The organism is Chromobacterium sp. LK1, assembly GCF_001043555.1.
Lineage (GTDB): Bacteria > Pseudomonadota > Gammaproteobacteria > Burkholderiales > Chromobacteriaceae > Chromobacterium > Chromobacterium aquaticum.
The window spans coordinates 109,401-123,626 of record NZ_LDUI01000001.1 but is presented as its reverse complement, the minus strand read 5'-3'; the positions used below and the strand labels follow the sequence as shown (position 1 = coordinate 123,626).

Here is a 14,226-nt window from a genome sequence, read left to right as displayed (position 1 = left end):
CATCTGGAAGGAACAGCGCTTCGAAAGCGCCCGTCCTTTCAACGATCAGGGCGCCTACACCGGCCACAGCTATCTGGTCCGGCTGATGTTGACCGGCAAGCTGGACCAGACCATGGGCTGGCTGCTGGACTTCGGCGACGTCAAGGACCGCTTCAAGCCCATCTACCGCCAGCTGGACCACAATCCGCTGGACCGGCTCAGCGGCGTGCGCGGCGGCGACAGCGCCTCGGTGGCGGAATGGGTGCATGCCCATCTAGCGCCGCTGGTGCCGGAACTGGCGCGCATCGACCTGATGGAACAGGAACAGCGCGGCGTGTCGCTGATGTTCCATGACGATATGCGCTGGCCGCTGCTGTAAGAACCTGTTTACGATCTGCTGCGCGTCGGCGGGATGGATAGAAATGGGCGTTGAAACCAAGCTCAGTGCTCATGTACCACGAGTACATTCCGCTTTTTCGCTCGTTTTCGCCTTGTCTCGCCTTAGCTCGCAAGATCGTAAACACGTTCTAAGCCTGTCCCTTCATTACATTTAGAGAACGCGCTGTGACAACTTACACGGTCAAGGAAATCTTCTACACGCTGCAGGGCGAAGGCCGGCAAGCCGGCCGCGCCGCGGTGTTCTGCCGCTTCTCCGGCTGCAATCTGTGGTCCGGCCGCGAGCAGGACCGCGCCAAGGCGGTCTGCCAGTTCTGCGACACCGACTTCGTCGGCGTCGGCCCGGACGGCGGCAAATTCAACAGCGCGGCGGCGCTAGCCGAACGCATCGCCGCCGAATGGCCGGCCGGCGCCGGCGGCGTACCCTATGTGGTGTGCACCGGCGGCGAGCCCTTGCTGCAGCTGGACGCCGAGCTGATCGCCGAACTGCACCGCCGCGGCTTCGAGGTGGCGGTGGAAACCAATGGCACCGTGGCCGCGCCGCCTGGGCTGGACTGGATCTGCGTCAGTCCCAAGGCCGGCGCGGAGCTGCTGCTGCAAAGCGGCGATGAGTTGAAGCTGGTCTATCCGCAGGCGACGCAGCTGCCGGAAACGGTGGAGCACCTGGACTTCGACACCTTCTATCTGCAACCGATGGATGGACCGGAGCTGGCCGCCAATACCCGTGCCGCCATCGCCTACTGCATGGCGCATCCGCGCTGGCGCTTGTCGGTGCAGACACATAAGGTTACCAATATCCGCTGAACTTGCCGGGCCCCGCGGGGCCCAATCCTTACCCGCCTCCCCTGCCCCCTCGCTCCTCCCGCAAGAAAAAATCGCGCTCCGCCGTAATGAAACCGCCTTGATGCCGACTTACCGGCAAGAAGGGCGGCCAGGCGGCGCGGCGAATCAAAAAATTCGCATCTACAGTGTAAGAAGCCGGCAAGGCCCCCGACTCAACCCATGTCCGCCCCAGTGAAAGCAAGGGCGGGAAACACGGGCTCGTTTATAATCCGCACCATCAATTTTCGGCCTCAAGCCGTTAAACAGGAGAAACACCATGAGTACCAGCAAAACCCTGATCGCCTCCGCTCTCGGCGCCGTTGTAGCCTTCGGCGCGCTGGCGTCCGCGCCGGCCGCCGCCGCCGACAAAGAGAAGTGCTACGGCATCGCCCAGGCCGGCAAGAACGACTGCGCGTCCGCCACCGGCGCCCATTCCTGCGCCGGCCAGGCCAAGATGGACAAGGACCCGGGCGACTGGAAATACGTGGCCAAGGGCAGCTGCGAGAAAATGGGCGGCAACACCGCGCCCAAGAAGTAAGCCGGACCCGGCCGGGGCGCGGCCACCGCGCTCCGGCCGGAATCTGAACGAAATCTGAAAGAACAAATTTCAAATCCATGTAGTCTCAGCGAGGTTTGCCAAACGCCGGTCTTAAAACCCACCAAGGGCCGGCCCGCACATCCCCACAGGAGACTGACATGAACACCACTCGCAAACTGCTTGCCTCCGCCGTCGGCGCCGTCATCGCGCTGGGCGTCGCCGCCTCGGCACAGGCCGAGGACGCGCCTCAGCCCAAGGAAAAATGCTATGGCGTCACCCCGGCCGGCAAGAACGATTGCGCCTCCGCCGACGGCGCCCATTATTGCGCCGGCGAAGCCAAGGTGGACAACGACCCCAATGAGTGGCACAGCGTGCCCAAGGGGACTTGCGAGAGCCTGGGCGGCAGCACCACGCCGCCGCCCAAGCAATCTTGATCGCGCCGCCGGACCAGCCGTCCGGAGCCGCGCATCGAAGGGAATGACGATGAAAACCAAGCTTCCCGCGGTCTGCGGCATCGGCCTGCGCGCCCCGCATTACCGCGAAGCGCTGGACAGCCGCCCGGACCTGGGCTGGGTGGAAGTGCACAGCGAGAACTTCTTCGACGGCGGCATGCCATGGAGCATGCTGCATGAGGTGGCCGCCTGTTGGCCGCTGTCGCTGCACGGCGTCGGCCTGGGCTTGGGCTCGGCCGCGCGCCCGGACCCGACTCACCTGGCCGCGCTCAAGCGGCTGGTGGACGCGATGCAGCCCGCTGCGGTATCGGAACACCTGTCCTTCAATCATTCCGCCAACCGCTTCGTCAACGATCTGCTGCCCATTCCCTACACCCGCGAGTCGCTGGCGGTGATCGCCGGCCACGTCGCGGAAACCCAGGACGCGCTGGGCCGGCCCATCCTGCTGGAAAACCTGTCCAGCTATCTGGAGTTCCCCGGCAACGAGATGCACGAGGGCGAGTTCCTGGCCGAACTGGTGCGCCGCACCGGCTGCGGCATCCTGCTGGACATCAATAATCTCTACGTCAACCGCGTCAACCTGGGCGTGGACACCGACGCGGTGCTGGACGCGCTGCCGGCGGCGGCGATAGGCGAAATCCACCTGGCCGGCTACAGCGAACGCGAAGGCATGCTGGTGGACACTCACAGCCAGCCGGTGCACGACGGCGTCTGGCAGCTGTACCGCGAAGCCATCGCCCGGCTGGGCCCGCGGCCCACCTTGATCGAATGGGATCTGGAAATTCCGCCGCTGGCCACCTTGCGCGGCGAGGCCGCCAAGGCTCAGGCCATCCTGGAGGCCGCGCATGAACTGGTCTGATTGGCAGGCGGAACTGCTGGAACAGATCGCCGATCCGGCGCGCGCGGTGGAAGCGGCGCCGGCGCTGAACCCGGCCGGCCTCGCGGTCTACCGCAACAATTACCGGGTGGGGCTGATCGACACCCTGGCCTTCATCTATCCGGTCTGCCGCCAACTGGTGGGCGAGGACTTCTTCACCGGCCTGGCCCGCGCCTTCATCGGCGGCCATCCGTCGCACAGCGGCAATCTGCATCTGTACGGCGCCGGCTTCGGCGACTTCATCGCCGGCTTCGAACACGCGCGCGAACTGCCTTATCTGGCCGATGTCGCGCGGCTGGAATGGCGGGTCCACCGCGCCTACTACGCCGCCGACGCCGCGCCAGTGGACAGCGCCGCGCTGGCCGCCTTCCCGCAGCAGCGCTGGGGTGAGCTCAGACTGCGGCCGCTGCCCGATGTCGCCGCCCTGCTCAGCCGCTGGCCGGCGGCGTCGATCTGGCTGGCCCACCAACGCCAGCCGGTGGAACTGGACGTGGACCTGCACCGGCAGCCGGAGGCGACGCTGGTCTACCGCCTTCAGGGCCGGGTTCAAGTCGAAATCGTCGGTCCCGGCCTGGCCACGCTGCTGCAAGCCTTCCTCGACGGCGCAATGCTGGAGAGCGCGGTGGAACAGGCGCTGGCCGCCGAAGCGGACTTCGACCTGCAGGCCGGCCTGCTGCGGCTGTTCCAGCAGGGCCTGATCCAGGACCTCACACTGTAAACACGCTTAAACCCTGAGCACCGAATCTCATCCAAGCTTGCGGGCATGGAGGGGATACTCACACCCACGATTTGCCATCCGCCACTGCTGAACCATACTCAACACACAGGAGACACCCGCCATGAACCCCTTGACCTGCTCCCGCCTCAACACGCCCTATCGCTGGCTGATACGCGGCGGCGATCTGCTACAACCACTGCTCTTGCTGCTGTTCCGGCTGTGGATCGCCAATGTGTTCTTCAAATCCGGTCTGACCAAGATAGACGACTGGGACACCACCCTGCTGCTGTTCACCGAGGAATACCACGTGCCGCTGCTGCCGCCCGCCATCGCCGCGCTGCTGGCCACCGCCGGCGAACTGGGCCTGTCCGCGCTGCTGGCGCTGGGCCTGGGCGCGCGCTTCGCCGCCGCCGGCCTGTTCATCCTCAACGCAGTGGCGGTGATCAGCTACCCGGGGCTGACCGAGGCCACCCGCGAATTCCATTACTACTGGGGCATGCTGATCGCCACCGTGCTCGCCTTCGGCCCCGGCCTGCTGTCCGTGGACGCGTGGCTGCGGCGCTGGGCGGAACGTTGAGCGGCGCGGCGTGGCATAATGCCGATTCCGACACGCATTGACCCGCCACGCCATGAGCCCTGCCTACACCCTGGTGATCCAAGCCGACACGCTGGACCCGCATCATCTGCATGAACTGGCCCATCTCGCCGAGGCCACCCATATGGATCATCCCAGCCCCAGCGTCGCGCGCCTGCGCGGCGCGGCGCCGGCGCAACGGGCCGCGGCGCTGGCGCTGTGCGAGCAATGGGCTTACGACGGCGCCTATGTCGAAGCCGGCCGCAGCTTCGCCGATTTCGGTCTGCTGGTGTCGGATATGGATTCCACGCTGATCACCATAGAGTGCATAGACGAGATCGCCGATCTCAACGGCCTCAAGCCGCAGGTGGCCGCCATCACCGAGCGCTCGATGCGCGGCGAGCTGGACTTCTCCTCCTCGCTGGCGGAGCGAGTGGCGCTGCTGCGCGGCTTGCCGGAAAGCGCGCTGGAACAGGTCTATCGTGAAAGAGTCCGGCTGATGCCGGGCGCCGAGACCTTGCTGGCCGCCTGCAAGCGCCATGGCGTCAAGTTCATGCTGGTCTCCGGCGGCTTCACCTTCTTCACCGACAGGCTGAAAGCCGAATTGGGCCTGGACTTCGCCTTCGCCAATCAATTGGAAGTGGAAAACGGCGCCTTGACCGGCCGGGTGCGCGGGCCCATCGTCGACGCCGCCGCCAAGAAGCGGCTGCTGATCCAGCAGCGCGAGGCATTGGGGCTTAAGCCGGAGCAGGTGCTGGCGATGGGCGACGGCGCCAATGATTTGCAAATGCTGGCCGAAGCCGGCGTCGGCATCGCCGTGCACGCCAAGCCGGTGGTGCGCGCCCAGGCCGACATCGCCATCAACCACGGCGGGCTGGACCGCATCCTGAACCTGTACCACTGAACACGCACGCCACGGGAGCCGACCGATGAGCTTATTTCCTGAACTGGGCAGCGCCAGCTTTGACGCCGAACTGCCGTTCTCGGTACAGCCGCTGCCTGGCGGGATCTGTCCGGCGCGCCAGGAGCGCGAAACCCGGCTGGCGCTGCGGGTGCTGGCCGCGCCCACCGAAACCCTGCCCGAAGCCGACCCGATGCTGGTGCGGCTGGAAGCCAAGCTGGACCTGGCGCTGGAAGTATCGCTGCTGTCGCGCCACCCCGAACGAGCGCCGCTGACGCCGTGCCGGCTGGGCCTGGACAGCATCGCCTGGATCTCCGACCACGCCAACCACGGCAGCGAGCCGGTGCTGGTGGCGCTATGCCCCAATCCCGACTCCGCGCTGCTGCTGTTTCTCGCCGCCCGCATCCGCACGGTGACGCCGGGCGAAAACGGCAACTATCTGATCTGCGCCGACATCAGCGGCGCTTTCGACGAAGCCACCCACCTGCTGTGGGAAAAATGGGTGTTCCGCCGCCATCGCAAGGCGATACTGGAACGCTGAGCCTGACCCGCAAAGAATGGGCAAAACCTCCTGATCGGTTTTGCCTGCGGCTTGGCCCCCGTTTTTTCCCGCCCTCCCAGCGTTCCTTCCCCGGCCCTGGTCAGCCGCCTCCCGCTCCCGAGCGCGGAAAAGCGATCAAATGATCCAGCTCCAGCCGGATGCCTATCGCCTCGCCCAGCGCATGGTCGTGATGGCTGGGCACCTGAGCCAGCACCCGCTGGCCGGACGGCAGCGTCAAGGTGTAATGAAACTCGGCGCCGCGGAACACCTTGGCGCTGACCCGCGCCCGCGTCGGGCTGACATCGTCGTGCACCACATCGTCGGGCCGCACCAGCACATCCACCTCGTCTCCGGTCTCGAACTGCAAGGGCACGATGCCGCAGAATTCGCCTATCTCCAGCGCCACGCAGCGCGGTCCGGTCACCTTGCCGGACAGGAACACGCCCTGGCCGATGAAATCGGCGACATAGCGCGTGGCCGGCTCGTGGTAAAGCCGGTACGGCGTGTCCCACTGCAATAGTCGGCCCTGCTGCATCACGCCGACGCGGTCAGCGATGGCGAAGGCCTCGTTCTGGTCATGGGTCACCATGATGGCGGTGGCGCCCTGGCTTTTCAGGATATCGCGCACCTCGCGCGACAAGCGCTCGCGCAAATCCACGTCCAGATTGGAAAACGGCTCGTCCAGCAACAGCAGGCTGGGCCTGGGCGCCAAGGCGCGCGCCAGCGCCACCCGCTGCTGCTGGCCGCCGGACAATTCGTGCGGGTAGCGCCGCGCCCACTCCGCCAGGCCCACCACCTCCAGCACTTCCGCCACCCGCGCCGCGCGCTGGCTCTTGGGCAAGGCGTCCAGACCGAAACCGACATTGCCGGCCACGGTCAGGTGCGGAAACAGCGCGTAATCCTGGAACACCATGCCGATGCGGCGCTGATGCGCCGGCAGCTGTTCGCGGAAAGAGCTGATCACCTGGCCATTGAGCCGGATTTCGCCGCCCAGCAGCTTCTCGAAACCGGCAATACAACGCAATACCGTGGTCTTGCCGCAGCCGGAACTGCCCAGCAGGCAGGCGATCTCCCCGGCCTGCAAGCCGAAACTCATATTGTCCACCACCCGGCTCTCGCCGTACTTCTGGCTGACCAGGTCGAACTCCAGCAAGGCTTGTTCATCCATACGCTTCATCTCAGACCGCATCCTTCTGCCGCGACAATACCCACACCGGCAGCAGGCCGGCCAGCACGATGGCCACCGCCGGCAAGGCCGCGCGCTCCCATTCGCCCTCGGTGGTCAAATTGAAAATCCTCACCGCCAGCGTGTCCCAGCCATAAGGCCGGGTCATCAAGGTGATCGGCATCTCCTTCATCACATCGACGAACACCATCAGCACCGCGGTGAACAGACCGCCGCGCAATAGCGGCAGATGCAGCCGAGCCAGCAGGCGCAGGCCGCTATAACCCATATTGCGCGCCGCCTCCTCCTGGCTGCGGCTGATGCGATGCATCGCCGTATCCACCGCGGAATGCCCCACCGCCAGGAAGCGCGCCACATAGGCCAGCATCAACACCAGCAAAGTGCCCTTGATCACCGCGCTGGCGTCCGGCGCCAGCCAGGGCCGCAGCCAGTCCAGCAAGCGGTTGTCCAGCCAGGCGATGGGCACGAACACCCCCACCGCCAGCACCGTGCCCGGCACCGCGTAGCCCAGCGTCGCCAGCCGGCTCCACAGCCGGGTCCAGCGCGAGGGCTCTCGCCGAGCCGCATAGCTGAGCAGCAAGGCGGTCAAGGCCACCAGGCCGGCGGCCAGCAAGGCCAGCAGCAGCGAGTTGGCGACATGGCCGAGGAAGTCCGCGTCCAGGTCCTCGGCCAAGTGGGCGCCGGCCCAGACCAACAACTGGCCGAAGGGCAGCGCGAAAGCCAGGGTCAGCACCAGCGCGCAGGCGGAGGCGGCCAGCCAACCGGCCGCGCCATCCAGCCGCAAGCGCGGCAGCGGCGCCGCCTTGCCGGCCTGGGTATAGGCGCGGCGGCCGCGCGAGCGCTGCTCCAGCCACAGCAGCAGCAGCACCATCAACACCAGCAAGGACGCCAGCTGCTTGGCCACCGGCAGGGAAAACAGGCTGAACCAGGCCTTGTAGATGGCCGAGGTGAAGGCGTCGAAATTGAAAATGGCCACGGTGCCGAAATCGGCCAGCGTTTCCATCAAGGCCAGCATCAGGCCGCCGGCGATCCACGGCCGCGCCATCGGCAGCGCCACGCGGCGGAAGCCCTGCCAGCGCGACAGGCCCAGCGACTGCCCCACTTCCAGCGCGCGCCGGCCCATGCTGGCGAAGGCGTTGCGCGCCAGCAGATAGACATAGGGGTAGAAGGCCAGCGACATCACCAGGATCACGCCCGGCGTGGAACGGATATTCGGCACCCAGGACGAATCGCCGAAACGCTCGCGCAGCCAGCTTTGCAAAGGCCCGGTGAAATCGAACAGGCCCAGCTGCGAAAACGCCAGCACATAGGCCGGCATCGCCAGCGGCAGCATCAGCGCCCAGTGGAAAAAACGGCGGCCGGGGAAATCATGCACCGCGGTCAGCCAGGCCAGCGGCACGCCCAGCAGCAGCACGCCGGCGCCGACGCCGCCTATCAGATACAGGGTATTGAGCAATAGCTCCGGCAAGGTGTAATCGTACAGATGCCGCCACACCTCCCAGTCCGGAGCCAGCAACGAGCACAGCATCACCAGCAGCGGCACGACGGTCAGCAGGCTGATGCCGAAAGCCAGACCGCGCCACGGCGACAAGAAACGAATCATCGGCGGAGAAACCATGTCAAAAACGCGGGGAAACAAGCAAAGACAGCCTGCCGGGGCTTTGGTGCCCGGCAGGCTGTAAAAAAATGCGGGCAGACGGCCCGCCGCGGCTTACTTGTAGCCTACGCGGTCCATCAGCTTCACCGCTTCCGCCTGGCGCGCGCCGGCGTTGGCGACATTGATGTAGCTGTGCTTGAACTCGCCCCAGGCGGCCACGCTGGCGTCAGGCTTGACCTTGGGGTTGACCGGGAATTCCATGTTCACGTCGGCGAACATATTCTGCGCCTTGGCGCTGGACAGCCATTCCAGGAACTTCAGCGCGCCCTTCTCGTTCTTGGCGTGCTTGACCACGCCGGCGCCGGAGATGTTCACATGGGTGCCCTTGCCCGCCTGGTCGGCCCAGAAAATGCCCAGCGGCAGCTTGGGCGATTTTTCCATCAGGCGGCCGTAGTAATAGGTGTTGGCGATGCCCACCTCGCACTGGCCGGCGGCGATGGCTTCCAGCATCTTGGTGTCGTCCGGGAATTCGCGAGTGGCCAGATTATCCACCCAGCCCTTGACCACTTTCTCGGTCTTGGCCGGGCCCAGATCGGCCAGCATCATCGCCACCAGCGACTGGTTGTAGACCTTCTTGGACGTGCGCAGGCACAGCTTGCCCTTCCACTTGGGGTCGGCCAGGTCGGCGTAGCTGGACAGTTGGCCCGGCTTCACTTTCTGGGTGTTGTAGAAAATGGTGCGCGCGCGGATGGACAGGCCGTACCACTCATTGCCCGGGTCGCGCAGATAGGACGGGATGTTGGCGTCCAGCAGCGGCGACTTCACCGGCTTGAGCAGGCCCATCTTGGCGGCCTGCCACAGATTGCCCGCGTCCACGGTCAGCAGCAGATCGGCCGGGCTGTTGCCGCCCTCGGCGCGCAGGCGCTCCATCAGCGGACCTTCCTTGTCCGACACCAGCTTGATGTTGACGCCGGTTTCCTTCTTGTAAGCCTCGATGATGGGCTTGACCAACTGCTCGGCGCGAGCGCTGTAAACCACTACGTCTTCCGCCATGGCGTGGCCGGCGAAACCCGCCAGGATGGCGGCAAGCATCAGGTGCGTTTTCAAGGTGTGTCCCCTGTTGGGTTGAGCGATCAGAATCGGACTCTAACAAAAATGAGAATGCTTATCAATCTAGTAAACACTCACATTTTTGTTTTAATCGGAACAAATAAAAAGACCCGCCGTGGCGGGTCTATCGCAAGCTTGCCAGCCATCACGGCAAGGCTTCACACATCCTCGGAATCGCCCCAGCCGCTGCGGTCGCCAACGTTGAAAACCTTGTCCTCCGCGGCGATATCGCCGGCGCCCAGCGTCGCCGCCTCGGCCAGGCGCGCGTACAACGGCGCGAAATCCGGCGCGGTGGCGTCGAACAACTGCTGGAAGCTATCGATGACGAAATAGGTTTTCTGGAAGGTGTCGATGCGGTAGCGGGTGCGCATGATGCGCTCCAGATCGAAACCGACGCGGTTGGGACTGGCGCTATCCAGGCAGTACACCGATTCGCCCTTGCTGGACACGATGCCGGCGCCGTAAATGCGCATGCCCTTAGGGGTGTTGATCAGGCCGAACTCCACCGTGTACCAGTACAAGCGCGCCAGCAGCGGCAAGGCGCCCAGCGCCTTGGCCTTCATGCCGCCCTTGCCGTATGCCTCCAGGTAGTCGGCGAACACCGGATTGATCAACAGCGGCACATGGCCGAACAAATCATGGAACACGTCCGGCTCTTGCAGATAATCCAGCTGGTGCGGCTCGCGCAGCCACCAGGTGACCGGGAAGCGGCGGTTGGCCAGGTGTTCGAAGAATACATCGTCCGGAATCAGGCCCGGCACCGCCACGATCCGCCAGCCGGTGGCGGCCATCAATTGTTCATTCAGCTTGGCGAAATCCGGCACCCGATCCGCGTCCACGCCCAGGCGCTCCAGACCCTCCAGAAATTCATCGCAGGCGCGGCCCGGCAGCATCTCGCTCTGGCGGCGGTACAGCGTGGCCCAGGTGGCGTGATCGGCGGCGGTGTAGCGCTCCAGCGGTTGCGGCAGCGTGAAGTCCACGCGGTCGTGGCTGAGTCCGACATTCTTGCGCGTGGTGATGTCGGGCACGACGAAATCGGCTCGGTCGTTCATGATGGCGGGTCCGGAATTTAGGTGGATAACTCTAGTTTAGGCCCGGAGCGATGCGGGAAGACCGCAAAATTTGCCTGTGTGCGATTTTTTTTGCACACTTGCCGCATATAAACACCACAAAATGCTCATCATGCGCAAAATTGAATTAGACCGCTTCGACTACCAGATCCTGGACGCGCTGCAGCACGACGCCCGCAGCACCCATCAGAAGCTGGCGCAGCAAGTGGCGCTGTCGGCGTCGCAGATCGGCCGCCGCATCCAGCGCATGGAAGAGAACGGCGTGATCCAGGGCTACCAGGTGGCTTTGAAGCCGGAACAGGTGGGCTTGTCGGTGATGGCCTTCGCCCACGTCAGCCTGGAGCGCCACAGCGAAAGCGCCTTGCAGGAATTCGCCCAGGCCATCAATGAACTGCCTGAGGTGCTGGAATGCTACGCCGCCGCCGGCGAGGCGGACTACCTGCTGCGCATCGTGGTGCCGGACCTGCCCTCGCTGTCCACCTTCGTGATGAACCGGCTGATGCGGCTGTCGCTGGTGCGCAGCGTCAAATCCACCATCGCCTTGAACGCGATCAAGCAGACGATGAAGCTGCCGCTCTCGTCGGTGCCGGAATGAAGAACGGCGGGGAATGCCCGCCGTTCTTCACTTCAGCAGCCTCAGCGCTTGAGCTTGGCGAACGCCGCCGCCATCGCGGTATCGCCGGCCGGCTGCTGGCCGCGCTGACGGTCGCCGCCGCGTCTATCCTGAGCGCGCGGGCCGTCATTGCGCGGGCCGCGGCTATTGCCGGCGCCCGGCGCGTCGTCCAGCCGCATGGTCAGCGCGATGCGCTTGCGCGCCGCGTCCACTTCCAGCACCTTGACCTTGACCACGTCGCCGGCCTTGACCACTTTGCGCGGATCGTCGACGAATTTGTTCGACAAGGCCGAGATGTGGACCAGCCCGTCCTGATGCACGCCGATGTCGACGAAGGCGCCGAAGTTGGCGACATTGGTGACCACGCCCTCCAAGATCATGCCCGGCTGCAAGTCCTTGATGTCCTCGACGCCGTCCTGGAAGGTGGCGGTCTTGAATTCCGGACGCGGGTCGCGGCCCGGCTTGTCCAGTTCGCGCAGGATGTCCATCACCGTCGGCAGGCCGAAGCGTTCATCGGTGTAATCCACCGCCTTCACCGTTTTCAGGAAGCCGGAATCGCCGAGCAGCGATTTCATCTCGCGGCCGGTCTTGAGCACGATCTGCTCCACCACCGGATAGGCTTCCGGATGCACGGCGGAGCCGTCCAGCGGGTTGTCGCCGTCGCGGATGCGCAGGAAGCCGGCCGCCTGCTCGAAGGTCTTGTCGCCCAGCCGCGGCACTTTCAACAATTGCCGGCGGTTGCGGAAGGCGCCGTTCTGATCGCGGTAGGACACGATATTGGCCGCCAGCGTGGCGTTGAGGCCGGAGATGCGGGTCAGCAGCGGCGCCGAGGCGGTGTTGACGTCGACGCCGACGGCGTTGACGCAATCTTCCACCACCGCGTCCAGCGCGCGCGCCAGCTGGCTCTGGTTGACGTCGTGCTGGTACTGGCCGACGCCGATGGACTTGGGATCGATCTTCACCAGCTCGGCCAGCGGGTCCTGCAAGCGGCGGGCGATGGAGACCGCGCCGCGCAGCGACACATCCAGGTCCGGGAATTCCCGCGCCGCCAGTTCCGAGGCCGAGTACACCGAGGCGCCGGCCTCGGACACCACGATCTTGGTCATGCCCAGCTGCGGATAGGCGCGGATCAGTTCCTGCGCCAGCTTGTCGGTTTCACGGCTGGCGGTGCCGTTGCCGATGGCGATCAGATCCACGCGGTGGCGCGCGCACAAGGCGCCCAGCACCGCCAGCGAGCGGTCCCAATCGCGGCGCGGCTCATGCGGGTAGATGGTGGCGGTGTCCAAGAGCTTGCCGGTGCCGTCCACCACCGCCACCTTGCAGCCGGTGCGCAGGCCCGGATCCAGGCCCAGCGTGGCGCGCTGGCCGGCCGGGGCCGCCAGCAAGAGGTCGTGCAGATTGTCGGCGAACACCTTGATCGCCTCGGCGTCGGCGGCGTCCTTGAGCCGCGACACCAGTTCCAGTTCCAGCGACAGGAAGATCTTGGCGCGCCAGCACAGGCGCACGCCGTCCAGCAGCCATTTGTCGGCCGGGCGGCCGGCGTCGCGCACGCCGAAGCGCGCGGCGATCAACTGCTCGTAGGCGGAGCGCTCGGTGATCGGAGTCTCATCCGGCTGGTACTTCAGCGTCAGGCTGAGCACGCCCTCGTTGCGGCCGCGCAACAGCGCCAAGGCACGGTGCGATGGGGTGGAGCGAATCGCTTCGCGGTGCTCGAAATAATCGGAGAACTTGGCGCCCTCGTGCTCCTTGCCGGCCACCACCTGGCCGGCCAGCTCGCCCTCGCTCCACAGCTTTTCGCGCAATTGGCCCAGGAGTTCGGCATCCTCGGCGAAGCGCTCGATCAGGATGGCGCGCGCGCCGTCCAGCGCCGCCTTGGCATCGGCCACGCCGGCCTCGGCGTTGACATAGGCGGCCGCCGCGGCGTTGGGGTCCTGGCTCGGGTCGGTCAGCAAGCCGTCGGCCAGCGGCTCCAGCCCGGCTTCGCGCGCGATCTGCGCCTTGGTGCGGCGCTTGGGTTTATAGGGGAGGTACAGGTCTTCCAGCGTGGTCTTGTTGTCGGCGGCGTAGAGCGCGGCCTCCAGTTCGGGACTCAGCTTGCCTTGCTCGGAAATGCTGCCGAGGATGCTGACGCGGCGCTCGTCCAGTTCGCGCAGATACACCAGGCGCTCGGCCAGGGTGCGAAGCTGGGTGTCGTCCAGGCCGCCGGTGACTTCCTTGCGGTAGCGGGCGATGAAGGGAACGGTGGCGCCGCCGTCTATCAGTTCGATGGTGGCGGATACTTGCGCCTCGCGGACGGAGAGTTCCGCCGCCAGACGGTTGGAAATGCTTTTCAACATCGGTTTTTATTCTTTCGAGTTGAACAAAAACCGCTACTCTACCGCCATCGCCGACAAAATCAACCGGGACGCCGCATCGGACGTCCCGGAACCGGCATTAGGTACCGGCGGCCACCGGCCGCTCCAGCCAGGCCTGGGCTTCCTCGGCGGTGTCGAAATACTGGGTGTGGGTATTGGACAGCAGGCCGGCGATGTGGGCGGCCAGCTTGATCCACACATCGCTGACCACCAGCGCCACGCGGCCGACATGGTTTTCATGCGCGCGCATGAATTTGACCTCTTCCAGCGCCATGTCCAGCGTGAAGTCCTTCAGCTCGCTCAGGTCCAATAGCAGATCCGGCTTGTCGCACTCGGACTGGCGCTTGAGTAGCGCTTCTTCCAGCAACTTGAAATCCGCCAGCGTGAATTCGTTGTACAGCGCCACGTCCAGGCCATAGTGTTGTTCGCGTATCGAGATCATGTGCTTCTCCTTTATGCGGTGTCGCTTTCATTTTAAGGCCGGGCAGCACTGGCGCG

The 14,226-nt window shown here is 65.2% G+C and carries 16 protein-coding genes; 10 read left to right on the top strand and 6 right to left on the bottom strand.

From position 1 onward, the window contains the following. The first annotated feature begins 1 nt into the window (after position 1). The 9 genes from VI26_RS25215 (at position 2) to VI26_RS00480 (ending at position 5,798) form a co-directional block, all read left to right on the top strand. Entirely contained in the window at positions 2 to 358 is a 357-nt protein-coding gene (locus tag VI26_RS25215; RefSeq protein ID WP_231461316.1) for a 6-carboxytetrahydropterin synthase, read from the top strand. 185 nt (positions 359 to 543) lie between these two features. Next, a complete protein-coding gene (gene queE / locus VI26_RS00515; RefSeq protein ID WP_048407784.1) occupies positions 544 to 1,179 on the top strand; it encodes a 7-carboxy-7-deazaguanine synthase in 636 nt (211 codons plus the stop codon). Positions 1,180 to 1,474: 295 nt separating this feature from the next. Further along, complete coding sequence (locus tag VI26_RS00510; protein ID WP_048407783.1) at positions 1,475 to 1,735, top strand: DUF2282 domain-containing protein; 261 nt, start codon at positions 1,475 to 1,477, stop codon at positions 1,733 to 1,735. A 158-nt stretch (positions 1,736 to 1,893) separates the two neighbouring features. After that, a complete protein-coding gene (locus VI26_RS00505) occupies positions 1,894 to 2,169 on the top strand; it encodes a DUF2282 domain-containing protein (RefSeq protein ID WP_048407782.1) in 276 nt (91 codons plus the stop codon). Between the two features lie 49 nt (positions 2,170 to 2,218). Beyond that, positions 2,219 to 3,046 (top strand): DUF692 domain-containing protein, encoded by an 828-nt coding sequence (locus tag VI26_RS00500; protein ID WP_231461308.1) that lies wholly within the window; start codon positions 2,219 to 2,221, stop codon positions 3,044 to 3,046. Further along, positions 3,033 to 3,782, top strand: coding sequence for a DUF2063 domain-containing protein (locus VI26_RS00495; protein ID WP_053074151.1), 750 nt, complete (start codon positions 3,033 to 3,035; stop codon positions 3,780 to 3,782). Before VI26_RS00500 ends, VI26_RS00495 begins: the two co-directional genes overlap by 14 nt. A 121-nt stretch (positions 3,783 to 3,903) precedes the next feature. Further along, entirely contained in the window at positions 3,904 to 4,359 is a 456-nt protein-coding gene (locus tag VI26_RS00490; protein ID WP_048407780.1) for a DoxX family protein, read from the top strand. A 52-nt stretch (positions 4,360 to 4,411) separates the two neighbouring features. Beyond that, positions 4,412 to 5,260, top strand: a complete 849-nt coding sequence (gene serB / locus VI26_RS00485) for a phosphoserine phosphatase SerB (RefSeq protein ID WP_048407779.1) — start codon at positions 4,412 to 4,414, stop codon at positions 5,258 to 5,260. A gap of 25 nt (positions 5,261 to 5,285) precedes the next feature. Next, positions 5,286 to 5,798, top strand: a complete 513-nt coding sequence (locus VI26_RS00480) for a hypothetical protein (RefSeq protein WP_048407778.1) — start codon at positions 5,286 to 5,288, stop codon at positions 5,796 to 5,798. Between the two features lie 100 nt (positions 5,799 to 5,898). Here the strand turns inward: VI26_RS00480 and VI26_RS00475 are convergent, their stop codons facing one another. The 4 genes from VI26_RS00475 to phhA all read right to left on the bottom strand — a co-directional run bounded on the left by VI26_RS00475 (position 5,899) and on the right by phhA (position 10,743). Beyond that, on the bottom strand, positions 5,899 to 6,975 hold the full coding sequence (locus tag VI26_RS00475) for an ABC transporter ATP-binding protein (protein ID WP_231580932.1): 1,077 nt from the start codon (positions 6,973 to 6,975) through the stop codon (positions 5,899 to 5,901). Between the two features lies 1 nt (position 6,976). Further along, entirely contained in the window at positions 6,977 to 8,587 is a 1,611-nt protein-coding gene (locus VI26_RS00470; RefSeq protein WP_048407776.1) for an iron ABC transporter permease, read from the bottom strand. A gap of 108 nt (positions 8,588 to 8,695) precedes the next feature. Further along, positions 8,696 to 9,688 carry an extracellular solute-binding protein gene (locus VI26_RS00465; RefSeq protein WP_048407775.1) on the bottom strand — a complete coding sequence of 331 codons (993 nt, stop codon included), beginning with the start codon at positions 9,686 to 9,688 and terminating at the stop codon, positions 8,696 to 8,698. Positions 9,689 to 9,849: 161 nt separating this feature from the next. Beyond that, a complete protein-coding gene (gene phhA / locus VI26_RS00460) occupies positions 9,850 to 10,743 on the bottom strand; it encodes a phenylalanine 4-monooxygenase (protein ID WP_082150803.1) in 894 nt (297 codons plus the stop codon). Between the two features lie 130 nt (positions 10,744 to 10,873). Between phhA and VI26_RS00455 the strand changes: the two genes are divergently transcribed. Beyond that, positions 10,874 to 11,356, top strand: a complete 483-nt coding sequence (locus tag VI26_RS00455) for an Lrp/AsnC family transcriptional regulator (protein ID WP_231461042.1) — start codon at positions 10,874 to 10,876, stop codon at positions 11,354 to 11,356. A 41-nt stretch (positions 11,357 to 11,397) separates the two neighbouring features. On the opposite strand, the gene VI26_RS00450 is transcribed toward VI26_RS00455, so the two are convergent. Both VI26_RS00450 and VI26_RS00445 read right to left on the bottom strand, forming a co-directional pair. Beyond that, positions 11,398 to 13,710: a Tex family protein gene (locus VI26_RS00450; RefSeq protein ID WP_048407773.1), complete on the bottom strand. Its 2,313-nt coding sequence runs from the start codon at positions 13,708 to 13,710 to the stop codon at positions 11,398 to 11,400. 97 nt (positions 13,711 to 13,807) lie between these two features. Then, the gene (locus tag VI26_RS00445; RefSeq protein WP_048407772.1) at positions 13,808 to 14,170 is read right to left on the bottom strand and encodes an STAS/SEC14 domain-containing protein; all 363 of its coding nucleotides are present in this window, start codon (positions 14,168 to 14,170) and stop codon (positions 13,808 to 13,810) included. Positions 14,171 to 14,226 lie beyond the last annotated feature (56 nt).